At 65.1% G+C, this 26,647-nt stretch carries 25 protein-coding genes; all 25 read left to right on the top strand.

The features are described 5' to 3' along the window. Positions 1-77 precede the first annotated feature (77 nt). The 25 genes from rpoN to fliP all read left to right on the top strand — a co-directional run bounded on the left by rpoN (position 78) and on the right by fliP (position 26,514). The gene (gene rpoN / locus XnspCFBP7698_RS00210; RefSeq protein WP_104580605.1) at positions 78-1,481 is read left to right on the top strand and encodes an RNA polymerase factor sigma-54; all 1,404 of its coding nucleotides are present in this window, start codon (positions 78-80) and stop codon (positions 1,479-1,481) included. A gap of 8 nt (positions 1,482-1,489) precedes the next feature. Continuing rightward, positions 1,490-1,873, top strand: a complete 384-nt coding sequence (locus XnspCFBP7698_RS00205) for a response regulator transcription factor (RefSeq protein ID WP_005997154.1) — start codon at positions 1,490-1,492, stop codon at positions 1,871-1,873. Next, the gene (locus XnspCFBP7698_RS00200; protein WP_104580604.1) at positions 1,866-3,350 is read left to right on the top strand and encodes a sigma-54 dependent transcriptional regulator; all 1,485 of its coding nucleotides are present in this window, start codon (positions 1,866-1,868) and stop codon (positions 3,348-3,350) included. Before XnspCFBP7698_RS00205 ends, XnspCFBP7698_RS00200 begins: the two co-directional genes overlap by 8 nt. A 120-nt stretch (positions 3,351-3,470) precedes the next feature. After that, positions 3,471-4,580 carry a DegT/DnrJ/EryC1/StrS family aminotransferase gene (locus XnspCFBP7698_RS00195; protein ID WP_104580603.1) on the top strand — a complete coding sequence of 370 codons (1,110 nt, stop codon included), beginning with the start codon at positions 3,471-3,473 and terminating at the stop codon, positions 4,578-4,580. 64 nt (positions 4,581-4,644) lie between these two features. Further along, positions 4,645-4,869, top strand: coding sequence for an acyl carrier protein (locus tag XnspCFBP7698_RS00190; RefSeq protein WP_042822332.1), 225 nt, complete (start codon positions 4,645-4,647; stop codon positions 4,867-4,869). A gap of 5 nt (positions 4,870-4,874) precedes the next feature. Next, entirely contained in the window at positions 4,875-5,915 is a 1,041-nt protein-coding gene (locus tag XnspCFBP7698_RS00185) for a ketoacyl-ACP synthase III (protein WP_104580602.1), read from the top strand. Continuing rightward, the gene (locus XnspCFBP7698_RS00180; protein WP_104580601.1) at positions 5,912-6,685 is read left to right on the top strand and encodes an SDR family oxidoreductase; all 774 of its coding nucleotides are present in this window, start codon (positions 5,912-5,914) and stop codon (positions 6,683-6,685) included. Before XnspCFBP7698_RS00185 ends, XnspCFBP7698_RS00180 begins: the two co-directional genes overlap by 4 nt. Beyond that, positions 6,682-7,434: an SDR family oxidoreductase gene (locus tag XnspCFBP7698_RS00175; RefSeq protein WP_104580600.1), complete on the top strand. Its 753-nt coding sequence runs from the start codon at positions 6,682-6,684 to the stop codon at positions 7,432-7,434. The genes XnspCFBP7698_RS00180 and XnspCFBP7698_RS00175 overlap by 4 nt, the downstream gene beginning before the upstream one ends. Continuing rightward, on the top strand, positions 7,434-8,084 hold the full coding sequence (locus XnspCFBP7698_RS00170; RefSeq protein ID WP_104580599.1) for an acetyltransferase: 651 nt from the start codon (positions 7,434-7,436) through the stop codon (positions 8,082-8,084). Before XnspCFBP7698_RS00175 ends, XnspCFBP7698_RS00170 begins: the two co-directional genes overlap by 1 nt. 3 nt (positions 8,085-8,087) lie before the next feature. After that, a complete protein-coding gene (locus XnspCFBP7698_RS00165) occupies positions 8,088-9,233 on the top strand; it encodes a Rieske 2Fe-2S domain-containing protein (RefSeq protein ID WP_104580598.1) in 1,146 nt (381 codons plus the stop codon). Next, positions 9,223-9,846 carry a UDP-3-O-(3-hydroxymyristoyl)glucosamine N-acyltransferase gene (locus XnspCFBP7698_RS00160; RefSeq protein ID WP_104580597.1) on the top strand — a complete coding sequence of 208 codons (624 nt, stop codon included), beginning with the start codon at positions 9,223-9,225 and terminating at the stop codon, positions 9,844-9,846. Before XnspCFBP7698_RS00165 ends, XnspCFBP7698_RS00160 begins: the two co-directional genes overlap by 11 nt. Beyond that, on the top strand, positions 9,843-11,366 hold the full coding sequence (locus XnspCFBP7698_RS00155; RefSeq protein ID WP_104580596.1) for an FkbM family methyltransferase: 1,524 nt from the start codon (positions 9,843-9,845) through the stop codon (positions 11,364-11,366). The genes XnspCFBP7698_RS00160 and XnspCFBP7698_RS00155 overlap by 4 nt, the downstream gene beginning before the upstream one ends. 351 nt (positions 11,367-11,717) lie before the next feature. After that, positions 11,718-15,215, top strand: a complete 3,498-nt coding sequence (locus XnspCFBP7698_RS00150; protein ID WP_104580595.1) for a glycosyltransferase — start codon at positions 11,718-11,720, stop codon at positions 15,213-15,215. A 1,144-nt stretch (positions 15,216-16,359) separates the two neighbouring features. Next, the gene (gene fliE / locus XnspCFBP7698_RS00145) at positions 16,360-16,731 is read left to right on the top strand and encodes a flagellar hook-basal body complex protein FliE (RefSeq protein ID WP_010373676.1); all 372 of its coding nucleotides are present in this window, start codon (positions 16,360-16,362) and stop codon (positions 16,729-16,731) included. A gap of 13 nt (positions 16,732-16,744) precedes the next feature. Then, on the top strand, positions 16,745-18,469 hold the full coding sequence (gene fliF / locus XnspCFBP7698_RS00140) for a flagellar basal-body MS-ring/collar protein FliF (protein WP_104580594.1): 1,725 nt from the start codon (positions 16,745-16,747) through the stop codon (positions 18,467-18,469). Positions 18,470-18,479: 10 nt separating this feature from the next. Further along, positions 18,480-19,469, top strand: a complete 990-nt coding sequence (gene fliG / locus XnspCFBP7698_RS00135; RefSeq protein ID WP_039407758.1) for a flagellar motor switch protein FliG — start codon at positions 18,480-18,482, stop codon at positions 19,467-19,469. Then, entirely contained in the window at positions 19,466-20,086 is a 621-nt protein-coding gene (locus tag XnspCFBP7698_RS00130; RefSeq protein ID WP_039407761.1) for a FliH/SctL family protein, read from the top strand. Before fliG ends, XnspCFBP7698_RS00130 begins: the two co-directional genes overlap by 4 nt. Beyond that, on the top strand, positions 20,083-21,459 hold the full coding sequence (locus XnspCFBP7698_RS00125; protein ID WP_039407763.1) for a FliI/YscN family ATPase: 1,377 nt from the start codon (positions 20,083-20,085) through the stop codon (positions 21,457-21,459). Before XnspCFBP7698_RS00130 ends, XnspCFBP7698_RS00125 begins: the two co-directional genes overlap by 4 nt. Positions 21,460-21,462: 3 nt before the next feature. Further along, complete coding sequence (gene fliJ / locus XnspCFBP7698_RS00120; RefSeq protein ID WP_039407767.1) at positions 21,463-21,918, top strand: flagellar export protein FliJ; 456 nt, start codon at positions 21,463-21,465, stop codon at positions 21,916-21,918. Next, positions 21,915-23,198 (top strand): flagellar hook-length control protein FliK, encoded by a 1,284-nt coding sequence (locus XnspCFBP7698_RS00115; protein ID WP_104580593.1) that lies wholly within the window; start codon positions 21,915-21,917, stop codon positions 23,196-23,198. The genes fliJ and XnspCFBP7698_RS00115 overlap by 4 nt, the downstream gene beginning before the upstream one ends. A gap of 164 nt (positions 23,199-23,362) precedes the next feature. Then, complete coding sequence (locus tag XnspCFBP7698_RS00110; protein ID WP_179455335.1) at positions 23,363-23,905, top strand: flagellar basal body-associated FliL family protein; 543 nt, start codon at positions 23,363-23,365, stop codon at positions 23,903-23,905. A gap of 9 nt (positions 23,906-23,914) precedes the next feature. Beyond that, positions 23,915-24,928, top strand: a complete 1,014-nt coding sequence (gene fliM, locus XnspCFBP7698_RS00105; protein ID WP_047696507.1) for a flagellar motor switch protein FliM — start codon at positions 23,915-23,917, stop codon at positions 24,926-24,928. Then, positions 24,925-25,263, top strand: a complete 339-nt coding sequence (fliN, locus tag XnspCFBP7698_RS00100; RefSeq protein WP_039565006.1) for a flagellar motor switch protein FliN — start codon at positions 24,925-24,927, stop codon at positions 25,261-25,263. The genes fliM and fliN overlap by 4 nt, the downstream gene beginning before the upstream one ends. Next, entirely contained in the window at positions 25,260-25,667 is a 408-nt protein-coding gene (fliO, locus tag XnspCFBP7698_RS00095) for a flagellar biosynthetic protein FliO (protein ID WP_104580592.1), read from the top strand. The genes fliN and fliO overlap by 4 nt, the downstream gene beginning before the upstream one ends. Position 25,668: 1 nt before the next feature. Beyond that, a complete protein-coding gene (gene fliP / locus XnspCFBP7698_RS00090; RefSeq protein WP_104580591.1) occupies positions 25,669-26,514 on the top strand; it encodes a flagellar type III secretion system pore protein FliP in 846 nt (281 codons plus the stop codon). Positions 26,515-26,647 lie beyond the last annotated feature (133 nt).

Here is a 26,647-nt window from a genome sequence, read left to right as displayed (position 1 = left end):
TGATTAAAAACCCGTCGCATTCTCCTGCAAGATGCGTTCCATCGCTGCTGCGTGCAGCGCCCATCGGAAGCGCTTCCATGAAGACGACCATTTCCGCCCAGCTTGGCCAGCACCTGCACCTCACCCCGCAGTTGCTGCAGTCGATCCGTCTGTTGCAATTGGACGGCATGCAGTTGGAACTGGAAATTCGGCGCGCCCTGGAAACCAATCCGTTGCTGGAGTTGGAAGAGTTGGCCGATCACGGGTATGAGGCCACCACCAACGACGATGGCGCCAGCGATATCGCCGCGTTCGACGAGCTGCCGGAAAGCACGATGTGGGACGTGCAGAGCAGCAGTTGGAACGACGGTGACGACGACCGCATGCAGCGCGTGGCCGCCGGCGAGTCCACCGACCCGCATGTGCGCATCCTGCGCGAGCTGGCGCTGGACCTGGACGAAGCGGCATTGGGGGCCGCTGCGTTCTGGCTGGAGCAGACCGACGACGCCGGGTATCTGACCGAAGCGCTGGCGACGCTGCAGCAGCTGGGCGCCACCCGTCTGGGGATGACGGTCGAGGCGGTCGAAGCGGTCCGCCAGCGCCTGCTGCACGGCGACCCCGCCGGCCTGGGGGCCTGCGACCTGCGCGAATGCCTACAGGCGCAGTTGACCGCCCTGCCCGGCCGCGTCCCGGCACGCCATCTGGCCGCGCGCATCCTGGCTGGCGACCTGGACCTGCTGGCGAGCCACGACTACGCGGTGCTGGCGCGCGCGCACGATGCCGAAGTGGACGACGCGCGCGAGGCGGTGCGGTTGATCCTGTCGCTGCAACCGCGCCCGGGCGATGACCTGCTGCAGGAAAGCAACGCCAGCGTGATCCCGGACGTGCTCGCCTGGCATGCCGACGGCAGCTGGCGCGTGGCACTCAATCCGGCCACCACCCATCGCGTCAGCATCAACCCGGTGCACGAACGCGCGCTGGCCGACGCCGGTGATGCCGGGCAGCCGCTGCGCGACATGCTGCAGGAAGCACGCTGGCTGACCCGTGGGCTGTCGATGCGCTACGAAACCCTGCTGCGCGCCACGCGCGCCATCGTCGAGCGCCAGGCCGCCTTCCTGGCGCGTGGCGAGGAAGCGATGGCGCCACTCACACTGAAGGAAATCGCCGACGAGATCGGCATGCACGAATCGACCATTTCGCGCATCACCACTGGCAAGTACCTACAGACGCCGCGCGGAACCTTCGAACTCAAACACTTCTTCGCCGTGCGCCTGGAAGGCGCCAGCGTCTCCGGCCAGGCAGTCAAGGCAATGGTGCGCCGCTTGATCGAAAGCGAGCCGGCCGGCCGGCCGCTGGCCGACGAAGCCATTGCCGGTTTGCTGTCGCGGCAAGGCGTTAACATTGCGCGCCGCACCGTGGCCAAGTACCGCGAACAACTCGACATCGCCCCGGCACGTGAGCGCCGCCGCACCAACAAACCGCTGCTTGCCCGGGCAGGATAAGGATTACTATGAGCAAACTCACCGTGCTGCTGGTCGACGACCACGAGGGCTTCATCAACGCTGCGATGCGTCATTTTCGCAAAGTGGAGTGGCTCAACATCGTGGGCAGTGCCGCCAATGGGCTGGAAGCGATCGAGCGCTCTGAGTCGCTGCGCCCCAACGTCGTGCTGATGGACCTGGCGATGCCCGAGATGGGCGGGCTGCAGGCCACGCGTCTGATCAAGACGCAGGACGATCCGCCGTATATTGTCATCGCGAGCCACTTCGACGATGCCGAGCATCGTGAACACGCTCTTCGCGCGGGTGCTGACAATTTTGTCAGCAAGCTGTCCTATATCCAGGAAGTCATGCCAATCCTGGAGGGCCTGACGGAAGGAGCCAGGAATGAGTGAGTCCCGCATTCTGCTGATCGACAGTGACGCCGTGCGCGCCGAGCGCACCGTGTCGCTGCTCGAATTCATGGACTTCAATCCCCGCTGGGTCACCGACGGCGCCGACATCAATCCTGGCCGTCATCGCCACGACGAATGGATGGCGGTGATGGTGGGTTCGGCGCAGGATGCGGCGCAGGCCGACAAGTTCTTCGACTGGCTGGCCGACGCCAAGCTGCCGCCGCCGGTGCTGCTGATGGAAGGCAGCCCGGTCACGTTCGCGCAGACCCACGGCCTGCACGAGGCCAATGTCTGGGCGTTGGATACCCCGTTACGGCACGCGCAGCTGGAAGCCCTGCTGCGCCGCGCAAGCCTCAAGCGCCTGGATGCCGAGCATCAGGCTGGCGTGCAACAGGACACCGGGCCAACCGGCAACAGCGAGGCGGTGACCCGCCTGCGCCGGCTGATCGACCAGGTGGCCGCGTTCGACACCACCGTGCTGGTCCTGGGCGAGTCCGGTACCGGCAAGGAGGTAGTGGCACGCGCCATCCACCAGCACTCGCCGCGCCGTGATGGGCCGTTTGTCGCCATCAATTGCGGCGCGATCCCGCCGGACCTGCTGGAAAGCGAACTCTTCGGCCATGAGAAAGGCGCGTTCACCGGCGCCCTGAGCGCGCGCAAGGGCCGTTTCGAGATGGCCGAAGGCGGCACCCTACTGCTGGACGAGATCGGCGACATGAGCCTGCCCATGCAGGTGAAGCTGCTGCGCGTGCTGCAGGAGCGCAGCTTCGAGCGCGTCGGAGGCGGCCAGACCATCCGCTGCAACGTGCGCGTGATCGCTGCTACCCACCGCAACCTGGAAGCGCGCATCAGCGACGGCCAGTTCCGTGAGGACCTGTTCTACCGTCTCAACGTGTTCCCGATCGAGATGCCGGCGCTGCGCGAGCGCGTGGACGATCTGGCCATGCTGGTGCAGACGATTGCCGGGCAGCTGGCGCGTACCGGCCGTGGCGAAGTGCGCTTCGCCGAGGAAGCCCTGCAGGCGCTGCGCAGCTATGACTGGCCCGGCAATGTGCGCGAACTGACCAACCTGGTGGAGCGCCTGGCTGTGCTGCACCCGGGCGGGCTGGTGCGCGTGCAGGATCTGCCGGCGCGCTATCGCGGCGATTTCGCCTCGGCCATTCCGGTCGAGTTGCCGCCCGAGCCGGCACTGGTGGCCGCGCCCACCGACGTAACTGCACTGCCGAGCAATGTGGTCACGCTGCAGCCCAAGGCCGCCGATGCGGAACCGGCCTCGGCCGCCAGCCTGCCCGACGACGGCATCGACCTGCGCGGCCATATGGCCAACATCGAACTGGCCTTGATCAACGAGGCGCTGGAACGTACGCAGGGCGTGGTGGCCCACGCAGCGCAACTCCTGGGCCTGCGCCGCACCACGCTGGTCGAAAAGCTGCGCAAGTACGGCATCGACCGCGAGCAGACCGAGCTGGCCAATTGAGCGTGCCGACGCACGCAAGGTCCTGCTCGCTGGCATAGCGCTTGCTTCTTCAGGCGTACACCGTCCGCAGCCATCGGCTGCGGCGGAATTCCGACATCCACCCGCACCAGCGAGGCATTGATGCCCATCCCCGTCACCAGTCCGCTGCTGCCGCCGCTGGAAGAGTTTCTGCCGTATCTGGAACGGATCTGGACCAGCCGCATCGTCAGCAACGGTGGCGAGATGCACCGCGCCCTGGAGCAGGCGTTGTGCGCCTACCTGGGTGTGCCGCATCTGGCGTTGTTGACCAATGGCACCACTGCCTTGATCACGGCATTGCAGGCGCTGCGCATCACTGGCGAAGTGATCACCACGCCCTACTCGTTCGTGGCCACGGCGCATTCGTTGTTGTGGAAAAGCATTACCCCGGTGTTCGTGGACATCGACCCGGTCACGCTCAACATGGACCCGTCCAAGATCGAAGCGGCCATCACCCCGCAGACCACCGCCATCATGCCGGTGCATTGCTATGGCACTGCCTGCGACACCAGCGCGATCACGCGCATCGCCGACATCTACAATCTGAAGGTGATCTACGACGCTGCGCATGCCTTCGGGGTGCGCGATGAGGGCGGCTCGATCCTGCGCCACGGCGACCTGAGCGTGTTGAGCTTTCATGCCACCAAGGTGTTCAACACCTTCGAAGGTGGCGCCATTGTCTGCCCTGACGAAAAAACCTACCAGCGCATCGGGCACCTGAAGAACTTCGGCTTCGTCGACGAAACCACGGTGGTGGCACCGGGCATCAACGGCAAGATGAACGAGATCAGCGCAGCGTTCGGCCTGTTGCAACTCAAGCACATCGACGAGGCCATTGCGCAACGCAGCGCCATCGATGCGCAGTATCGGCAGCGGCTCAGCGAGGTGCGTGGCATCCAGTGCGTGGCACGCCCCCAACAGTCCAGCGCCAATTACGCGTATTTTCCGATCCTGGTGCAGGACGACTACCCGCTGCCGCGCGATGCCCTGTATCAGTTGATGCGCGAACACGGCATTCTGGTGAGGCGTTACTTCTATCCATTGATCAGCGACTTCCCGATGTATCGCGCGCTCCCCTCGTCCGCGCCGGCATGGTTGCCGGTAGCGCGTTCGGTGGCCGCGCAAGTATTGTGCTTGCCGATCTTTCCCGGCCTGACCGCCGATCAGGTCGATACCATCGCCGACATCATCGCCGGCGAACAGGCCACATGACCGCAACACGCAACACCGTGTTTCCAGACTCCCGCATCTTCAACAGGCAACCAGGCGAGATCGCATGACCCAGGCAACATTTATCGAGAACTTCCTCTCCGCCACCGACTTCCAGGAGCCGGTGGAGGTCACGCTGGACACTGTGCTGCTGGAATTGCCGGAGTGGGATTCGCTGGCGGCGCTCGGCGTGATCGTGATGTTCGACATGGAATACGGCAAGACCATCACTGGCGAAGATCTCACTGCCGCCGTGACCGTAGGCGATCTCTACAAACTGACCGAGGCGTAAGCACCATGCCGACCTCCACGCTGCACAACGTCCGCTTTGCCGGCATGGCGACCTGCGTGCCGAAGCGGGTCGTGTCCAATCTCACCGATTGCCGGCCGCAGATCCGTTCAGAGCGTGAGCGCCTGGTGCGCAACATCGGCATCGAGACCCGGCGCATGTCCCAGCCCTGGCAATGCTTTTCGGACCTGGCCCTCGATGCGACGGAGGTGTTGCTGGAAAAACTGCAGTGGAAGCGCGAGGAGATCGATGCGCTGATCGTAGTGACCCAATCGCCGGATTATCCGATTCCCGCTACCGCCATCATTCTGCAGGATCGGCTTGGGCTGTCGCACGCCACGGTCGCCTTCGACGTCAATCTGGGCTGCTCGGCCTACCCGTTCGGCATCAACCTGCTCGGCTCGATGATCGCTGCCGGCGGCGTCAAGAAGGGCTTGCTGCTGGTCGGTGACCGCAGCGCCAATCTGGAAGATCCGATCTTTTCCGATTCCGGTACTGCCACAGCGCTGGAGTTCGACCAGAACGCAGCACCGATGTATTTCGACCTCAACAGCGACGGGAGCGGTTACAGAGCCATCATCCTGCCGGTGGGTGGTCAACGCGAGCCTGTCGCCATTCAGCATCTGCTGCCTTATCGCGAAAACGAGAAAGATCGCTGGCACCAGGCTACTGATCTGCAACTCGATGGCACCGCCGTGCTCAGCTTCTCGACTCAGCGCGTTCCTCCCGCAGTTGAAAAATTGATCGCTTATGCTGGTGTCAGCAAGGATGACATCGATTACTTCGTGTTCCACCAGGCTAACCGGATGATCAATGAGACCATTCGCAAGAAGCTCGGCCTTGCGATCGAAAAGGTGCCGTCCACCCTGCGCGACTTCGGCAACACCAGCGGCGCATCGTTGCCCCTCACCATGACTGCACGGATCAACAAGGAACTGGAATCTGGCCCCAAGCGTGTACTGCTTTCAGGCTTCGGGATTGGGTTGTCTTGGGGTACCTGCCTGGTCGATATCGAAGGCGCGGTGTTTCCGGAGTTGATCGAGTCGTGAATTCCGCCCTCGATCCGAACGACCCATTCTCGCTGCAGGGCAAACGCATTCTGGTCACCGGTGCATCCTCAGGCATCGGGCGGCAGATCGCACTGAGTTGCGCGGAGATGGGCGCGCAACTGGTCATCAGCGGCCGCAACGAAGCACGTTTGGCCGAGACCTTCGCCACCCTCGAAGGCACAGGGCATGAGCAGGTGATTGCCAACTTGGACAAGCAAGAGGACATCGACCATCTCGTGGCTTCGGTAGGTGTCCTGGATGGTGTCGCACACGCGGCCGGCATCGCCCGGCTAGCACCATTCCGGATGATCAACCGCGCGCATCTGGACGAAACCTTCGCCAGCAATGTCTATGCACCGCTGCTACTGACGCGCGGCCTGCTGGCGAAAAAGCGCATCAACGCAAAAGGCTCGATCCTATTTATCTCTGCGGTGGGTTCGCACATCGGCCCTGTGGCCACCGCAGCCTACTCGGCCAGCAAGGGGGCGCTGCTCGGCGCAATGCGCACGCTGGCGCTGGAAGTGGCAAAGCACGGTATTCGCGCCAACTGCATTGTGCCCGGCTACGTGCGAACACCGATGCTCGAGGGCCTCAACCAGAGCGGGGCCAACATCGACGAGCACGCCAAACTGACCCCGCTGGGACTGGGCGAACCGGAGGACGTAGCGTACGCGGCAGTGTTTTATCTGTCCGACGCAAGTCGCTGGGTTACCCGCAACTACTTTCTCGTAGATGGTGGCCTGACCGTGCCGATGGACATCTACGCATGAGCAATCCGACTCGCAGCGCCTTTTCCCTGACTGGCAAGACCATCCTGGTCACCGGCGCATCGTCCGGCCTTGGCCAGGAAATCGCGCTCACCTGCGCACGGCGCGGCGCGCGCCTGGTCATCAGCGGCCGAGATCCCGAGCGTCTCCAGCAGACCCATGCGCGACTGGCCGGCGACGGGCATGTGCAGGTGCAAGCCGACCTGACTGTGTCGGAGGACCGCGAGCGGCTGGTGCAAGCCAGCCAGCGCATCGACGGCGTCGTGCACTGCTTCGGCGGGCAGATGCTGTCGCCGATCCGACAGCTGAAGGAGGAGCTGATGACGCGCATGTACCAGGTTCATTTCCTGGCACCGGTCATGCTGACGCAGCGTCTGCTGCAATCCAATTCCATTAATGCTCAAGGCTCCATCGTGTTCATGCTGTCCACCTCCGCGCATATTGGTACACGCGGCGTGGGGCCTTACTCGGCAATGAAGTCTGGCCTGTTAGGAATCATCCGGTGCTTGGCGTTGGAACAGGCCAAGCACCGCGTGAGAGTCAATGGGATTTCACCATCGGCGGTGCCCACTCCGCGTCTTTGGGGTGAGGACGACGGACTCAACGAAATGCTGAATCAGCAACGCGCGCGCCATCCACTGGGCCTTGGCACGCCGCACGATGTCGCCAACGCTACGGTCTACCTGCTGGCCGACGCCAGCCGTTGGGTCACCGGCACCAGCCTGGTCATGGACGGAGGGGCGGTGCTCTGATGGAACATGTACTCATCATCGGCGCCAGCGGCTGGGGCCGCGAAGTCCTGGAGCAAATGCGTGGCGACGCCGGGCATGGCAAAGACTGGCTGATCGGCGGATTCCTGGACAGTCGCACCGATATCCTGGACAGCTACGGTGTCGACACCCCAATCATCGGCGATCCGATGAGCTATGTGCCACAGCTTGACGACGTATTCGTCTGTGCGATGGGCAATCCCTACGACCGCCATCGCTACGCTCTACCGATCCTCGAAAAAGGCGGGCGGTTCATTCCAATCTGCACTGACGTCCGCCTGGGCAGGCGGGTGCACTTCGGACAGGGCTGCTTCTTTGGCCTAATGGTCCATTCCGGGCCGGACGTGCGCATCGGCGACTTTGTCACCATCCATGCCCAGAGCATGCTCGGGCACGACGTACGGATCGGCAACTACGTGCACGTTGGTGCAATGGCTTTTATGGGCGGCGGCGTGCAGATCGGTGACTTCGTTACCGTACACCCGCGCGCCACACTGATGCCAGGCGTCAAGGTCGGTGACGGCGCGGTTATTGGAGCTGGCGCCGTGGTACTGAAGGATGTGCCGGCCGGCGCTACGGTGTTCGGCAATCCTGCCAAAATCGTTTTTCACAAAAACACACCAACAGACTGATCCATGCGCTCCCGGATGCACCCCAAGTATTACTTGTCGCAGGAGATCTTTGAGCGCGAGCAGCGCAAGATCTTCCGTCGGGTTTGGCTGTTTGCAGGGCTCAAGACACTGTTGCAGGAGAACAACTGTTTCATCACCCGCAAGATCGCGGGCATTCCCCTGGTGATCCAGAACTTCCACGGCCAAATTCGTGCGTTCGAGAACGTCTGCCTCCACCGCAGTGCACTGATTCAAACCGGTGCTATCGGTTGCCGGCCGTTGGTCTGCCCCTACCACGCTTGGAGTTACGACGAACAAGGCAAGGTGAAGAACATCCCGGACTGCGAAGCGATCTATCGGCTGGACAGTCGTGAAAAGGACAGCTTGAAGCTGCGCGAATTTTCGCTTCGCACCATCGGCAACCTGCTGTTCGTCAACCTCGATCCCAACCCGTTGCCCATCGAGGAGCAGTTTTCGGCAGACTTCATCAACTTGCTGGAAGGTAGTTCCAACGCCTATGACACTGAGGTGATGGTGACCACCTGGAGTGGCCGATACAACTGGAAACTCGCTTACGAAAATCTTCGGGATGCCAATCACCCGCGCTTCGTCCACCCCAAGACCTTGGCCAAGAGCGTCAGCTTCGTTGCCGAGGTAAACGAAGAGCAAGCTAGGGAGTCCACTGAAGCGTTGCAAGATAGCTCGCCCGCAGCCTTGAGGCGAGAAATGCGTCGCTTCAGTTTCGGCGGCCCGGAAGCACCCATACCCAACCTTCAGCACTTTGGCTGGCACGATAAGGTGGAGCGCTGGGGCGAGCAGGATGCCTACTTTAACTGGTTGGCCTTCCCGAACATGCATATCGCTAGTTCCAACGGCGGCTATTCTTTCACGCTGGAACACCACATCCCCGTCGCACCGGACCGGACCGACCTGGAAATCCATTGGTTTAGCGCACGCAAGAAACAGGCTTACAGTTCTTCCAGCCAAGTGCTACTGGCACAGATGCACGGCAGCAAGGTGGTGGTGGGCGAAGACGTAGACATCATGGAGCGGGTACAGGCGGCATTGCACACAAACGCGCCTCTGCCCACCCAGGGCGCCTATGAATCCATGAATCGCCTGGTCGAACGCTGGTACACGCTGCTGATGGAAACCGAACATGAGATCTAGGTGGATCATCGGCAGCAGCGACTACCTCGATCTCGCCTTTCATGCCTGGAAGCAGGCGCGTCAGGACGAGATGGTCATCAGGATCGACGTGCCACAGGATGCAGGACACGAGTTCGATCTTGGCGTGCTGGATGGACTGAATGCCACCGATGGCGCCATGTTCGTGGCGTACGACGAGCGCTTCGGCAACTTCAAGCGCATGGAGCTGATGCAGGCGGCGATGGAACGTGGCTTCAAGCTGGAGCCCTTCATCCACGCTAGCGCAGCCATTGCCGCTGACACAGTAATCGGTCTCAACGCATTCGTAGGTGCCCATGCCGTCGTCGGGCACCGGTGCAGGATCGACTACAACACCGTCATCCATGCCGGAGCGCACCTCGGGCCGGAATGCCGCGTCAAATCTTCCTGCTGGATCGAGAATGGGGTGCAGATCGGCGCGGGCGTCGAGATCGGCGGCAATAGCATCTTGCGCACTGGCGCCATCGTGCGCGGGGGCGTCAAGGTGGGACGAAACTGCGAACTCGGCTGGCCACGTGTCTACGGCGAGGACGTGCCTGCCAAGACCTATTTCGACGTCCGCTACGACGCCCCCATCCATACCTACGGGACATGACGTTCATGAATTCAAGAAATGAGCAGCTTCGCCAACGAATTCTACGTATTGCGGAGCAAGAGCGTCCTGCACTCGCGGAGGTCATTGCACGCCTACCCGCCATCGCCAACCGCCCTGTCTTCCTCGTCGCTCCCGAGTCCTACATCGGCGTGGTGCATGGTCCCAGAGTGGTTGCAGACCTACGCCATGTTGTTGCCGCAATTGATGACCAAAGCGTCCACCTTGACCGCATTCATGGCGCGCCGCGCTGGAGCAGTCAGGAGCTCATTTCCAAAGTGGGACAGTATGCCAATGCGATCGCTATCGATTTCTCATGCAGCCCGCGCGGACGAACGTTTGCAAATGACCTCTGCACCAGAGCAGGCATTGAGCAGCTGAGCATTGCACCTTTATTGGATCCGCTGATCCCAGGTTTCGAGCAGCGCCCCCTCTTTCTTATCCAACCGCGCTCGGGCCTTGGCAATATTTATGGCCCGCAGATCGTTCAGCGCCCCAGCCACGTCATTGCAGCCATTGATGACCAGCCAAGCGACAGCGACACTATCCATGGAGTGCCGCGCTGGAGTTCGCGCCAGTTCATCGAACAAGCGGCCCAGCATTCCCAAGCATTGGCCATCGATTTTTCTTACAGCCCCGGAGAATCGGGCTTGGCCCGCATGCTTTGCGAGCAAGCAGGTGTTGAAAGGGTCGATGCCTGCCTGGCCGTTGCGCACTGCGGGCTGCTCGCCGTCTACGAGCCTGCCCAGGTATACCGTCAACGGACGCTTCTGCGTTTGGATGAATTTCTGCGTTTTGCTGATCGACTGGACGACGATTTCAGCGTCTTTACGCTCTACAGCAACTTGTTGTTTCGCCTGACCTACGATTCCAGCCTGTTGTTAGACTGCTGGGCCACGCCGATCAACGAGTATTTTTCAGAATATGCCGATACCAGCACATTCCAGTTGGGCCAGCGTGAACATTTCTGCGATGGCGGTGCCTTCCAGGGGCCCATCGTCCATAAGTTTCTGGAAGCCTCCCGCTATCAGTACGAAAGCATCACCGCCTTTGAACCCGATAGCATCAACTTCCAGAAATTGGAGGGCATCGCGAGTTCCCTCCCCCTGCCCCCGCATAACTTCAAGGCAATAAAAAAAGCCATCTCCAACGAACATGCGACCCTGCGCTTTGAGGAGACCGGCACGGTTTCCAGCCATGTATCGCCGAATGGCGGAATCTCCGTGGCGACGACACGCCTGGACGACGAGTTGGAAAAGCTGACGCTACTGAAGTTGGACATTGAAGGGTTCGAAGCCAAAGCACTGGAAGGCGCATCTCACCTCATCCGTACCCAGCGCCCCCGCATGGCGATTTGTGTCTACCACTACGCCCAGGATTTATTGGATATCGTGGAGCAACTGGACAAATTGGTGGATGGCTATCACTTCCGACTACGCCAGCACTCTCCTGGCCACTATTACGACCTCGTCTTGTATGCCTCGCCCGTCGCCGGTGTCGCACCGCCCCCTTGGGTGGAGTAATCACAGGAGGCACACTTTTTGGAGAAGATAGAGCGATGGCTGACGCCCGCACAACCTTCCTTCCAAGGCGGCCCAGCCTGAATCCAGGGAACTGACGACACACTGTTTGATGCAGGGGCGGAACGGGAATGGTCACCGATGTGGGGCCCAATACCATTGCAGCCATTCCTCCCGACGGCGACATACGATGCTTGGAGCGGCATGCATATTGCATTGGTTCTCGGCCCACTCGATACCCACCGCCGGCGTAATCGATCGAGTCGCGCCGTCGCCACTTCCAGCATCGGTTAAGTCGTGAATGATCAACTTGGACCACCGCCCGTGAGCTCAGTTGCCCTCGTCAGCATCGTCATGCCGGCCTACAAGTCCCGTTACTTCGAGCGGACGCTTGACAGCGTACTCGCGCAGACTTACCCGGCCTTGGAGCTGGTGATCTGCGACGACAACGAAGATGGCGCGATTGCGGCGTTGCTCGAGGCACGGCTGGCGGTTGCACCCTTCCCGATCCGCTACGAGCGCAACACGCCCCGGCTCGGCGAACTCGCAAGCACCGTCAAAGGCATTGGGTTGGCGCAGGGCGAGTACGTCAAGTTTCTGCACGATGACGATGTGCTGGAGCCCGATTGCATTGCGCAACTGGTGCAGGCGATCGAGCGCAATCCGGGCACTGCCATGGCATCGTCGCGGCGGTTGCGCATCGATGAGGATGGCGCGCCGTTGCCGGACATCCTGGCCACCTGCTTTCCGTTCGACGAAGACGTGCTGATCGACGGGCCGGAGTTGGTGTCGTTTCTTGCCGACCACACCATCAATTTCATCGGTGAGCCAAGCTGCGTGCTCGCGCGGCGTGCCGATCTGTTGGCACTCGGCAATGAGCTGATGGCGTTGAACGGTAAGGCCATCGACTGGGTTGGCGATCTGGCGATCTACGTCAAGCTGCTGCGCCACGGCAACCTGGCGTTTCTGGGCAGCCCGCTCACGCACTTCCGCGTGTCCAGCGCGCAGTTCAGCCAGACTGGTCGCGACCAGCCCGGCATCGGCGACCAGGGTCACGAGGATCTGCGTCAGGGCATCCGTCAGCTCGGCTGGCGACGCGAGACTGGCGATAACCGGCAGGTGCGGGTCGCACCGCTCAGCCCGCACAAGGCGCGGGTGTTCAAGTCGGTGGATCTGGTCAATGCATTGATGCAAAGCGCCGGGATGGCCGAGCGGGTGTCGCCTGCGACGTGGCTGGGCGTGCGCCATCCCAGCGATGTGCAGCGCGGGTTGATCGATGCCCGCCTGCAGGCGCATGCCGGCGGGCCGCGCATCGCGGTACTACTGATCGACCGCCAAGGCGATGCCGCAGCAGTCGCGGCAACTCGGGCCAGTCTGGATGCGGTGGCCTGCTATCGGCAGCATCAAACCTGGGTCATCAGCAGCGCACCGCAGCAAGTTGCCGGGCTTGGCGAGCGCGGCGTGCTGATCGACGGGCACGGCTTGCCGGCAACGCTCAATCGGGTCATCGCCGCACAGGACGGGATCGATTGGGTGCTGCTGGTCGATGCCGGCAGCCTGTTCACGGCCAGCGGCCTGCTGATGCTGGCCCTGGAAATGCTCGCCTTGCCCGACGAGTGCCAGGCGATCTACGCCGACGAGGTCGTGGCTCTGGATCACGGCCAGCTTGGGCTGGCGCTGCGGCCGGCGCTGTATCTGGATGTGTTGCTGAGCGCGCCGTCGACCATGTCGCGGCATTGGTTGTTCCGGCACGGCACGCTGTTGGCCGATGGCGGCTTCCCCACGGGACCAGCTGCGGCATTCGAGCTGGGCTACCAACTGGGCCTGGTCGAGCGCTACGGGCTGGGCTGCATTCGTCATATCGCCGAACCCTTGCTGGTTGCATCGGCCGCGCCGCCGCAGGACGACGAAGACGAACGGCAAGCCATCGCCCGTCACCTCGCCGCGCGCGGGTATGTGGACGCGCGCGTGCACAGCGCCGGTCCCGGCCGGCATGCAGTGGACTACCGGCACGCGCAGCAGCCCTTGGTGAGCATTCTGGTGCTGATCGACGGCCGCCTGCCACAGGTGCAGCGTTGCCTGGAAAGCGTCCTGGCCAACACGGCCTACCCGCATTACGAGGTGTTGCTGCTGGACCGTGCCAGCAGCCAACCGGAACTGCGCGACTGGCTTGCCGGCATCGAGGCGCTGGGCATGCAGCAGATCCGCGTGCTGCGCTTTGCCGGCGAACCAGCGCGCGAGGCGGTCTGCAATGCGGCCGCCGAACACGCGCGTGGGGACGTGCTGCTATGGCTGTCTGCCGGCGCCGCGGTGATGAAGGCCGATTGGCTCGATCAGTTGCTCAACCATGCGCTGCGGCCAGAGGTCGGCACAGTCGCCGGCAAGCTGCTGCGTGGCGATGGCACCGTGCATCACGCCGGGCTGCTGCTGGGCCTGGGGGCACCGGTGGCGCGCGCGTTCGAAGGTGCGGCATTCGACGAATCGGGCTATCTGCAGCGTCTGCAACTGGACCAGAACTACAGCGCACTCAGTGGCGAATGCCTGATGCTGCCGCGTCAGCTGTTTCTGGACGCGGGCGGTTTTGCGCAGGAACCTGCGTTGGCGCAGTGGAGCGATGTCGACCTATGCCTGCGACTGCAGCAGGCCGGCTACCTCAATGTCTATGCCGCGCGCGCGCAGTTGCTGATCGATCCACCCGACGCACTACCCGCCACCGCCCTCGAGGAAGAGGCGATGTACGCGCGTTGGCTGCCGCTGATGGCCAACGACCCGGCCTACAACCCCGGGTTTTCGCTGGACCCGGGCGCGGGCTTCGCGCTGGCCGACCCGCGCGCCAGCTGGCGGCCGTTGCAATCGTGGCGGCCGCTGCCGCGCGTATTGGCGCTGCCGGCCGATATCGAGGGCTGCGGGCATTACCGGGTGATCCAGCCGTTGCGCGCCCTGCGCGAGGCCGGGCTGGCCGAGGGTGTGCTGTTCAATGGCTACCTGGAGATCGCCGAACTGGCGCGTCAGGATCCTGACGTGGTGATCCTGCAGCGCCAGGTCGGCGAGGCTCGGCTGGACGCGATGCGGCGAATGAAGGCGCTGTCGCGCGCCTTCAAGGTCTACGAGTTGGACGATTACCTGCCCAATCTGCCGCTGAAGAACGCGCACCGCGCGCAGATGCCCAAGGACATCCTGAAGACGGTGCGGCGCGGGCTGGGCATGGTGGACCGCTTCGTGGTCTCCACCCCTGCCCTGGCGGAGGCGTTTGCCGGGCTGCACAGCGATATTCGCGTGGCGGAAAACCGCCTGCCACCCCATTGGTGGGAGTCGCTGCCGGAGCAGCCAGTGCGCCACGGCGGCAAGCCGCGCGTCGGCTGGGCTGGCGGCGCCAGCCACACCGGCGATCTGGAACTGATTGCCGACGTCGTGAAAGAGCTCGCCGGCGAGGTGGAATGGGTCTTCATGGGCATGTACCCGTTCGCGCTGAGCCAGCACATCCACCAGTTCCAGCCGGGTGTGCAGATCGATCACTACCCCGCCGCATTGGCGGCGCTGGACCTGGATCTGGCGCTGGCGCCGGTGGAGCAGAACCTGTTCAACGAATGCAAGAGCAATCTGCGCCTGCTGGAGTACGGCGCCTGCGGTTATCCGGTGATCGCCAGCGACGTGCGCTGCTACCAGGGCAGCCTGCCGGTGACGCTGGTGAAGAACCGCTACCGCGACTGGATCGGCGCCATCCGCGAGCATCTGGCCGATCCGGCTGCGACGCGCGCCAAGGGAGTGGCCCTGCGTGAGGTGGTGCGGCGCGACTGGATGCTGAGCGGCAGCAATCTGGACACCTGGCGAGCCGCGTGGTTGCCCGACTAGCGCCCGCGCGTACTGCTTGGGTGTTTTTCCGTTTGCAGCCGCCCTCATCCGGCGCTGCGCGCCACCTTCTCCCGCTGGCGGGAGAAGGACAGCCGGGCTGCGTGTGATCTGTTGGTTGCGCTGCGAGGTCGCCTACCGATTCCTTCTCCCGCTTGCGGGGCAGGTGCCCGGAAGGCGGATGGGGGCATGTGTTCACTCCAGCGCCGCGCATCGCCCCGTTTGAGCCGCGTTGCCATTGATGGTGTTGCCCTCATCCGGCGCTGCGCGCCACCTTCTCCCGCTGGCGGGAGAAGGACAGCCGGGCTGCGTGTGATCTGTTGGTTGCACTGCGACTGGTCGCCTAGCGGTTCCCTTCTCCCGCTTGCGGGGGAAGGTGCCCGAAGGGCGGATGGGGGCATGTGTTCACTCCAGCGCCGCGCATCGCCCCGTTTGAGCCGCGTTGCCATTGATGGTGTTGCCCTCATCCGGCGCTGCGCGCCACCTTCTCCCGCTGGCGGGAGAAGGACAGCCGGGCTGCGTGTGATCTGTTGGTTGCACTGCGACTGGTCGCCTAGCGGTTCCCTTCTCCCGCTTGCGGGGGAAGGTGCCCGAAGGGCGGATGGGGGCATGTGTTCACTCCAGCGCCGCGCATCGCCCCGTTTGAGCCGCGTTGCCATTGATGGTGTTGCCCTCATCCGGCGCTGCGCGCCACCTTCTCCCGCTGGCGGGAGAAGGACAGCCGGGCTGCGTGTGATCTGTTGGTTGCACTGCGACTGGTCGCCTAGCGGTTCCCTTCTCCCGCTTGCGGGGGAAGGTGCCCGAAGGGCGGATGGGGGCATGTGTTCACTCCAGCGCCGCGCATCGCCCCGTTTGAGCCGCGTTGCCATTGATGGTGTTGCCCTCATCCGGCGCTGCGCGCCACCTTCTCCCGCTGACGGGAGAAGGACAGCCGGGCTGCGCGTGATCTGTTGGTTGCACTGCAACTGACTATCCATCACTCCCCTTCTCCCGCTTGCGGGGGAAGGTGCCCGAAGGGCGGATGGGGGCAATCACGCTGCGCCCCGAACGCCCCAGCCGCGACAGGAACATACCCGCGCCGGAATCCCGGCGCGATTTCGGCACGCCGCTTGCATCGATGTGGATGCCTCCCTGGCTGACCGCACCCATGAGCGACTCCGTTACCTCGATTCTTTCGCAGATCCGCAGCTACCAGACGCAGATGGGCCAAGGCCCCATGGGCGCGGTGGGCGATGCGGCGCGTGGCAATCAGATCCAGGGGCTGGCCGGCGCACAGGGAACACCGGCCACCCAGGCACCGAGCTTCAGCGAGACCTTGCGCGGCGCCATCGGCGGCGTCAACGAGGCCCAGCAGAAGGCCGGCGCGCTGTCCAAAGCATTCGAAATGGGCGACCCCAGTGCCGATCTGGCACGGGTCATGGTCGCTTCCCAGCAGTCCCAGGTGGCCTTCCGCGCCACCGTGGAAGTCCGCAACCGTCTCGTCCAGGCTTACCAGGACGTCATGAACATGCCGCTGTAAAGGTTGACGACACATGGCTCTCGCGATCAGCAAAGAAAACATGAACCAGAACGCCGAGAAGGCGGGGCAATGGTTCGACCGTGTCCGCAGCCTGCAGATCACCCGCAAGCTGACCATGATGGCGATGATCGCCCTGGCGGTCGCGGCCGGTCTGGCGGTGTTCTTCTGGTCGCAGAAGCCCGGCTACCAGGCGCTGTACACCGGCCTGGATGAGAAGGGCAACGCGGAAGCTGCCGACCTGCTGCGCACCGCGCAGATCCCGTTCAAGATCGACCAGGGCACCGGCGCGATCTCGGTGCCGCAGGATCGCCTGTACGACGCGCGCCTGAAGCTGGCCGGCTCCGGCCTGACCGGCAAGGAAACCGGCGGCGGCTTCGAGCTGATGGAAAAGGACCCGGGCTTCGGCGTCAGCCAGTTCGTGGAAAACGCCCGTTACCAGCATGCGCTGGAAACCGAACTCTCGCGCACCATCGGCACCCTGCGCCCGGTGCGCGAGGCGCGTGTGCACCTGGCCATTCCCAAGCCCAGCGCCTTCACCCGCCAGCGCGATGTGGCCAGCGCCTCGGTGGTGCTGGAACTGCGCGGCGGCCAGGGCCTGGAGCGCAACCAGGTCGATGCCATCGTCAATCTGGTGGCCTCCAGCATTCCGGACATGACCCCCGAGCGCGTGACCGTGGTCGACCAGAGCGGGCGCATGCTCTCCATCGCCGACCCCAATAGCGACGCTGCCCAGCACGCCGCCCAGTTCGAACAGGTGCGCCGCCAGGAAAGCTCCTACAACCAGCGCATCCGCGAGCTGCTCGAGCCGATGACCGGCCCGGGCCGGGTCAACCCGGAAGTCAGCGTGGACATGGACTTCTCGGTGGTGGAAGAAGCCCGCGAGCTCTACAACGGCGAGCCGGCCAAGCTGCGCAGCGAGCAGGTCAGCGACACCAGCACCAGCGCCACCGGCCCGCAGGGCCCTCCGGGCGCCACCAGCAACAGCCCGGGCCAGCCGCCGGCACCGGCCGTCGCAGGCGCCCCCGGGGCTCCAGCGGCCGCCAACGGCCAGGCCGCCGCACCCGCCGCGCCGACCGAAAGTTCCAAGAGCGCCACCCGCAACTACGAATTGGACCGAACCTTGCAACACACCCGCCAGCCGGCCGGCCGCATCAAGCGGGTGTCGGTGGCGGTGCTGCTGGACAACGTGCCGCGCCCCGGTGCCAAGGGCAAGATGGTGGAGCAGCCGCTTACCGCTGCCGAGCTCACCCGCATCGAAGGCCTGGTCAAGCAGGCAGTGGGCTTCGACGCGGCACGTGGCGACACGGTGTCGGTGATGAACGCCCCGTTCGTGCGGGAAGCGGTGGCGGGCGAGGAAGGCCCGAAGTGGTGGGAAGACCCGCGCGTGCAGAACGGTCTGCGCCTGCTGGTCGGTGCGGTGGTGGTGCTGGCGCTGCTGTTCGGTGTGGTGCGCCCCACCCTGCGTCAGCTCACTGGCGTGACCGCGGTCAAGGACAAGCAAGCCAAGGCTGGCAAGGATGGCACTCCACAGAGCGCCGACGTGCGGATGGTCGACGAAGACGACGACCTGATGCCCCGCCTGGAAGAAGACACCGCGCAGATCGGTCAGGACAAGAAGACCCCGATCGCTCTGCCAGACGCCTACGAAGAGCGCATGCGCGTGGCTCGCGAGGCAGTCAAAGCCGATTCAAAACGTGTCGCACAAGTCGTGAAGGGATGGGTCGCCAGTGAAGCCTGATACACCACCGATGACCGGCGTGCAGCGCGCCGCAGTGCTGTTGCTGTCGCTGGGTGAGAGCGATGCGGCCGAGGTGCTCAAGCACATGGACCCCAAGGAGGTGCAGAAGATCGGCATCGCCATGGCCACCATGACCGGCATCTCGCGCGATCAGGTCGAAAAGGTGATGGACGACTTCAACGGCGAACTGGCGGGCAAGACCTCGCTGGGCGTGGGCGCCGACGACTACATCCGCAACGTGCTGATCCAGGCGCTGGGCGCCGACAAGGCCGGTGGCCTGATCGACCGCATCCTGCTCGGCCGCAACACCACCGGCCTGGACACCCTGAAGTGGATGGACCCGCGCGCGGTCGCCGACCTGGTGCGCAACGAACACCCGCAGATCATCGCCATCGTGATGGCGCATCTGGACAGCGACCAGGCCGCCGAGGCGCTGAAGCTGCTGCCCGAGCGCACCCGCGCCGACGTGCTGCTGCGCATCGCCACCCTGGACGGCATTCCGCCCAACGCGCTGAGCGAGCTCAACGACATCATGGAGCGCCAGTTTGCCGGCAACCAGAACCTCAAGTCGTCCAACGTGGGCGGCATCAAGGTGGCGGCCAACATCCTCAACTTCCTGGACACCGGCGCCGACCAGGGCGTGCTGGGCGAGATCGGCAAGATCGATGCCGACCTGGCCGGCAAGATCCAGGACCTGATGTTCGTGTTCGACAACCTGGTGGACCTAGACGACCGCGGCCTGCAGACGCTGCTGCGCGAAGTCTCCGGCGAGCGCCTGGGCCTGGCCCTGCGCGGCGCCGACACCAAGGTGCGCGAAAAGATCACCCGCAACATGTCCCAGCGCGCCGCCGAGATCCTGATCGAGGACATGGAAGCGCGCGGCCCGGTGCGCCTGGCCGACGTGGAAGCGGCGCAGAAGGAAATCCTCACCATCGTCCGCCGCCTGGCTGACGAGGGCGCCATCAGCCTCGGCGGTGCCGGTGCGGAGGCCATGGTATGAACGACGTGGTCACCCGCTGGCTGGCCCCCGACCTGCACATGGCCCCGGCCCTGCCGGAGCCGGAGTACGACGAACCGGCCATGCTCGAGCCGGTGCTGCGCCCGCCGACCCTGGAAGAGATCCAGGCCATCGAGGACGCCGCCCAGCAGGAAGGTTTCGCGCGCGGACATGCCGAAGGCTTTGCCCAGGGCCAGTCCGAGGTGCGCCGTCTCACCGCGCAGATCGACGGCATCCTGGACAACTTCACCCGCCCGCTGGCGCGGCTGGAAAACGAGGTGGTCGGCGCGCTCGGCGAGCTGGCCGTGCGCATCGCCGGCCAGTTGGTCGGGCGCGCTTACCAGGTGGAACCGCAGTTGCTGGCCGACCTGGTCGGTGAGGCGGTCGATGCGGTGGGCGGTGCCGGCCGCGAGGTCGAGGTGCGCCTGCACCCGGACGACATCACCGCGTTGCTGCCGCATCTGGCGCCCAGCAGCACCACCCGCGTGGCCCCGGACATGAGCCTGAGCCGCGGCGACCTGCGCGTGCATGCCGAAAGCGTGCGCGTCGATGGCACCCTGGATGCGCGCCTGCGAGCCGCGCTGGAGACAGTCATGCGCAAATCCGGAGCGGGCCTGTGAGCGCCCTGTTCGGCGCCACCCCGGCCGATTGGCTGGATGCACGCAATCTGCGCCTGGCCACCCGCCTGGGCGCGCTCGGCCTGGAGCCCACCGCCGGCCGCACCCTGATCCGCGAAGGCATCCTGCGCCGCGCGGTCGGCCTGACCCTGGAAGCCACCGGTTGCGAAGCGCCGATGGGCGCGACCTGCAAGGTCGAAGTGGATGGCGGCTGGGTGGATGCCGAAGTGGTCGGCTTTGCCGGCGAACGCACCTACCTGATGCCCAGCGCCGAACTCCACGGCCTGCTGCCGAACGCACGCGTGGTGCCCTCGCGGCGCCGCGGCGGCGTGGAAGTGGGCGAAGGCCTGCTCGGCCGCGTCATCGACAGCGATGGCACCCCGCTCGACGGCAAGGGCCCGATCCGCGCCGAAGGCAGCGTCGGCATGGCCGGCGTGTCGATCAACCCGCTGGCGCGCGAACCCATCACCACCTCGCTGGACGTCGGCGTGCGTGCCATCAACGCCATGCTGCCGATCGGCCGTGGCCAGCGCGTGGGCCTGTTCGCCGGCTCCGGCGTCGGTAAATCGACGCTGCTGGGCATGATGACCCGCTTCACCTCGGCCGACGTGATCGTGGTCGGGTTGATCGGCGAACGTGGCCGCGAAGTGCGCGATTTCGTCGAAACCACCCTGGGCGAAGAAGGCCTGCGCCGCGCCGTGGTCGTAGCCGCCCCGGCCGACCGCCCCCCGTTGGCACGTCTGCACGGCGCCTACCGCGCCACCGCCATTGCCGAATGGTTCCGCGACCAGGGCCTGAACGTGTTGCTGCTGATGGATTCGCTGACCCGCTTTGCGCAGGCGCAGCGTGAGATCGGCCTGTCGGTGGGCGAGCCGCCGACCACCCGCGGCTATCCGCCGTCGGTGTTCGCCAAATTGCCGGCGCTGGTGGAACGTGCCGGCAACGGCGCCAAGGGGCGCGGTTCGATCACTGCGTTCTACACCGTGCTGACCGAAGGCGACGACCCGCAGGACCCGATTGCCGACGCCGCCCGCGCCATCCTGGACGGCCACATCCTGCTCTCGCGTCGGGTGGCCGACAGCGGCCTGTACCCGGCCATCGACCTGGAATCGTCGGTCAGCCGTGTGGTGCAGGACATCGCCGACGAACCGTGGCGCCTGCGCATCCGCAAACTCAAGCGGCTGCTCTCCGCCTACACCGCCAACCGCGACCTGATCGCCATCGGCGCCTACCAGCGCGGCAGCGACCCGGCCACCGACGAAGCGTTGGCGCGCTGGCCGGAGATCGTCGAATTCCTCGGCCAGGACGTGCACAAGGCCTCGGTGCTGAGCGACAGCCTGTCTGCACTGCAGCAGCTGGTGGAACCAGAGAACTAATCCATGATGCAGTCCAAGCGAATCGATCCCCTGCTGCGGCGGGCCCAGGAACAGGAAGACAAGGTCGCCCGCGACCTGGCCGAGCGCCAGCGCACCCTGGAGACCCATCAGTCGCGCCTGGAAGAACTGCGCCGCTACGCCGAGGAATACGCCAACAGCCACATGGCCGGCACCAGCGCGGTAGCGCTGAGCAACCGCCGCGCCTTTCTGGACCGGCTCGACAGCGCCGTGCTGCAGCAGGCACAGACCGTGCAGAGCAACATCGCCAAGGTCGAATCCGAGCGCACCCGCCTGCTGCTGGCCAGCCGCGAGAAGCAGGTGCTGGAGCAACTGGCGGCCAGCTACCGCGCCCAGGAGAACAAGGTGATCGAACGCCGCGACCAGCGCGAGATGGACGATCTGGGCGCACGTCGCTCGCGCCTGGCGCGGGCCGAAGATACTCACGGAGAATCCGCATGAACCCCCTGTCCGCCTTCGCCGCCGGCCTCGGCGCGCTTGCCGGTAACGGCAAGAAGTCCAGCTACAGCGACCCGTCGTCCGAGCAGGACCCGGCCAAGGACCAGTTTGCGCGCATGCTCCATCCTGCCAATACGCCCGGCCACGCGCAGGCGCCCGAGCGCGTGCCGGCCAAGCCGGCCGCGCCCAAGCCCAAGCAGTCCGACACCCAGCGCGACGACGACACGCGCGACGACGCGGCCGGCGATGCCACCGCGCGGCCGCGTGCGCAGGACGGCCAGGCCAAGCCCGCCAGCTCCAGCGCCACCAAGGATCCGGCAACCACCGACAGCAGCACGGCCGCCGGCGCCGGCAAGAGCGGCAAGACCGCCAAGGCCGCCGCTGCCAGCGAAGACGCGGCCGCCGAAACGGCCACCAGCACCGATGCCGGCTGGCCGCCGCAAGGCCTGGGCGGCTTCGGCATGGGCCTGTTGGCCCAGGCGCTGCCGGGCGGCGACGTCCTGGCCGCCGCAGCCGCAGCGCTGACCGCCAGCATGGCCGGCGCAGCCAGCGCCACGCCCGCAGCGACCGCATTGCCCACCGACGCAGCCGCCTCCGCCGCCACCGCGACGGCCACGACTGCCCTGCCCGCCCTGGGCGCGCTGGCGCCGGCCGCCCTTGCCGGCGCCAAGCCCACCTCGACCACGGCAGTGAGCGGCGATGCGCAGACCGCCGCGCTGATGAGCATGGCCGCCAAGGCACTGGAGCCGGTCGCCGACGACAGCGCAGCTCCGGCCGCGCCGGATGCCCCGGCGTTCGTCCTGCCGACCACCACCGCGCCGGGACTCAACCGCCTGCAGGAGGCGGCACCGATCTTCAGCGCCTCGCCCACCCCCACTCCGGACCTGGGCAGCGACAGCTTCGACGACGCCATGGGCGCGCGCCTGAGCTGGCTGGCCGACCAGAAAATCGGCCACGCCCATATCAAGGTCACCCCGAACGAGATGGGTCCGGTGGAGGTGCGCCTGCATCTGGACGGCGACAAGGTCAACGCCAGCTTTACCGCCGCCAATGCCGACACCCGCCAGGCGCTGGAACAGAGCCTGCCGCGGCTGCGCGACATGCTCGGGCAGAACGGCTTCCAGCTCGGGCAGGCCGATGTAGGCCAGCAACAGCAGAGCCAGACCGGCAACCGCAATGGCGGTGGCCGCGACGGCAACGGCCTCAGCCTGGACGACAGCCCGCCCGTCGGAATTCCGTCGGTGGTGTTACGCCAGCGTGGATTGCTGGACGCCTACGCCTGAGCCAGCGCGCCGGATCGGCCGGCGCACTGCGCAAACCGTCTGCCCCGGCGCCGCTGGCGCCGCCCAACACCCCTGCAGCGCAAGGCTTGCGGGGGTTTTCACGTCTGCGCGCACGCTGCGCCAGGAAACCGTCGCAGTTTTGGCATGCCGATTGCATCCATCGGGTGAGCATTCCCCTGGAGCACACCGTGGCAGCCGCAAAGAAACCCGAAAAGAGCGAAGACAAGGACGAAAAGAAGAAAGGCGGCAAGAAGCCTCTTCTGCTGATCGCCATTGGCGTGGTCGTGCTGGCCGCGGCCGGCGGCGGCGCCTGGTTCTTTCTGGGTCACAAGGGTGAGGAGAAAGGCGGCAAGCACGACGCACCCAAGGTGGCCGAAGTGCCCAAGCCGGCCCAGTACTTCCCGATGGACCCGGCGATCGTGGTCAACCTGGCCGACCCGGGCGATGGCCCGCAGTACCTGCAGGTCGAAGTGCAGCTGGTCACCCGCGACCCGGAAGAGCTCAAGCTCATTACCGAAAACGCGCCCGCCATCCGCGCGCACCTGCTGATGCTGCTGTCCCAGGTCAAGGCCACCGACGTGGCCGACCTGGCCGGCAAGCAGAAGCTGCAGAAATCCGCGCTGGCCGAAGCGCAGAAGGTCATGACCAGCGAAACCGGCAAGAAGTGCGTCGAAGAACTGCTGTTCACCAGTTTCGTTACCCAGTAAGGCTGCCCGATGAGCGTCAGTGACCTGCTTTCCCAGGACGAAATCGATGCCCTGCTGCACGGCGTGGATTCCGGTGCGGTCAATACCGAGCCGGAACCGTTGCCCGGCGAGGCGCGCCAGTACGACCTGTCCAGCCAGGACCGCATCATCCGCGGTCGCATGCCGACCCTGGAGATGGTCAACGAGCGCTTTGCGCGGTTGTGGCGCATTGGCCTGTTCAACCTGATCCGGCGTTCGGCCGACCTGTCGGTGCGCGGCATCGACCTGGTCAAGTTCAACGAGTACATGCACTCGCTGTACGTGCCGACCAACCTCAACCTGATCCGCTTCAAGCCGCTGCGCGGCACCGGCCTGATCGTGTTCGAACCCACCCTGGTGTTCACCGTGGTGGACAACTTCTTCGGTGGCGACGGCCGCTTCCATACCCGCATCGAAGGCCGCGAATTCACCGCTACCGAGATGCGCGTGATCCAGCTGATGCTCAAGCAGACCTTCGCCGACCTCAAGGAAGCCTGGGCGCCGGTGATGGACGTGGACTTCGAGTACATCAATTCGGAGATCAACCCGCACTTCGCCAACATCGTCACCCCGCGCGAGTACGTGGTGGTGTGCCGGTTCCATGTGGAGCTGGAAGGCGGCGGCGGCGAGATCCACATCACCCTGCCGTATTCGATGCTGGAGCCGATCCGCGAACTGCTCGATGCCGGCATCCAGAGCGACCGCAACGACCGCGACGACTCCTGGAACGTGATGCTGCGCGAGCAGCTGGACACCGCCGAAGTGACCCTGTCCAGCGTGCTGGCCAGCAAGCGCATGAGCCTGCGCCAGCTTACCGGCCTGAAGGTCGGCGACATCCTGCCGATCGACCTGCCCGCCCAGGTGCCGCTGTGCGTTGAAGAAATCCCCTTGTTCACCGGCGAATTCGGCGTCTCCAACGGCAACAACGCCGTCAAGATCACCGCCGTGCGCCCGCCGGGCGTGCAAGCCCCGCGCGCCGTTCCCTCCCAGGACTCCAACTCATGATCAACTCCGACATCCTCGACGCCGCGCCCGCCACCTTCGACAGCCTGCAGGCCGAGCACGACCACAATGCCGCCGACCTCAACCTGGACGTCATCCTGGACGTGCCGGTGACGCTGTCGCTGGAAGTGGGCCGTGCGCGCATTCCGATCCGCAACCTGCTGCAGCTCAACCAGGGCTCGGTAGTGGAACTGGAGCGCGGCGCCGGCGAACCGCTGGACGTCTACGTCAACGGCACCCTGATCGCGCATGGCGAAGTGGTGGTCATCAACGACCGCTTCGGCATCCGCCTGACCGATGTGGTCAGCCCCAGCGAACGGATCCGGAGGCTGCGGTGATCGGCCTGCTGGCCGCCGCGGCGCCTGCCGCGGCAAAGGCCACCCAGGTCGGCGCGCAGGCGCCGTCCTCGCCTGGCCTGTTTGGCGCAGTCTTTGCATTGCTGTTGGTGCTCGCGCTGATCGTCGGCCTGGGCTGGTTGCTCAAGCGCATGCCCGGCAGCGGATTTCGCAGCAGCGAGGGCCTGCGCGTGGTGACCAGCCTGGCGGTGGGTGCCAAGGAGCACGTGGTGGTGGTGGAGGTGAACGGCCAGCAGCTGTTGCTCGGCGTCACCGCCGGCGGCATCAGCACCCTGCATACCCTGCCCGAACCGCTGCCGCCCACGCCTGCACCCACCCTGCCCACTCTCAAGCAACTCCCCAATTTCGCCCAGCTGCTCGCTCAGAAGCTGCGCAAGGATCCGTGACATGTTCAGTAGCTGGAATCGCTGGGGGCGCAGCCTCCGCCTGGTGTTGATCCTGCTGGTGATGAGCTGCCCGCTGCTGGCCGCCGCCGCCCCGGCCGCGCTGCCGTCGATGGCCCAGGCCGCCGCCCCCGCCGCTGCCCCGGCGGCAGTACCGCCCGGTTCCAACCAGTTGCCGAACCTGCCCAACGTGAGCGTGGGCCGCATCGGCGACCAGCCGGTCAGCCTGCCGCTGCAGACCTTGCTGCTGATGACGGCGATCACCCTGCTGCCGTCGATGCTGCTGGTGCTGACCGCCTTCACCCGCATCACCATCGTGCTGGGCCTGCTGCGCCAGGCGCTGGGCACCGGCCAGACCCCGTCCAATCAGGTGCTGCTGGGCCTGGCGATGTTCCTGACCGCACTGGTGATGATGCCGGTGTGGCAGAAGATGTGGGGCGCCGGCCTGCAGCCGTACCTCAACAACCAGATCGATTTCTCCACCGCCTGGACATTGACCACCCAGCCGCTGCGCGCCTTCATGCTGGCGCAGATCCGCGAGACCGATCTGATGACCTTCGCCGGCATGGCCGGCGACGGCAAATACGCCGGCCCGGACGCGGTGCCGTTCCCGGTGCTGGTGGCCTCGTTCGTGACCAGCGAGCTGAAGACCGCCTTCGAAATCGGCTTTCTGATCTTCATCCCGTTCGTGATCATCGACCTGGTGGTGGCCAGCGTGCTGATGTCGATGGGCATGATGATGCTGTCGCCGATGCTGATCTCCGCACCGTTCAAGATTTTGCTGTTCATCCTGGTGGATGGCTGGGTCCTGGTGGTCGGCACGCTGGCGGCGAGCTTCAACGCCTCGTAGCCGCAAGCTCTGCATGCGCGCCGCCCTGCTTGCGTGCCTACCCGGTTTGCCGGCTTCGGTGGGCGGTCCCGAGGTAGAGCAGCAAGCGCCGACGCTGCTGCAGAGCAAACAACAACAGCGATAGCCAGTGCAG

It is taken from the genome of Xanthomonas sp. CFBP 7698 (assembly GCF_003600855.1).
Taxonomy (GTDB): domain Bacteria; phylum Pseudomonadota; class Gammaproteobacteria; order Xanthomonadales; family Xanthomonadaceae; genus Xanthomonas; species Xanthomonas cannabis.
The sequence above is the reverse complement of the archived record's forward strand: the minus strand, read 5'-3'. Positions and strand labels throughout refer to the sequence as shown.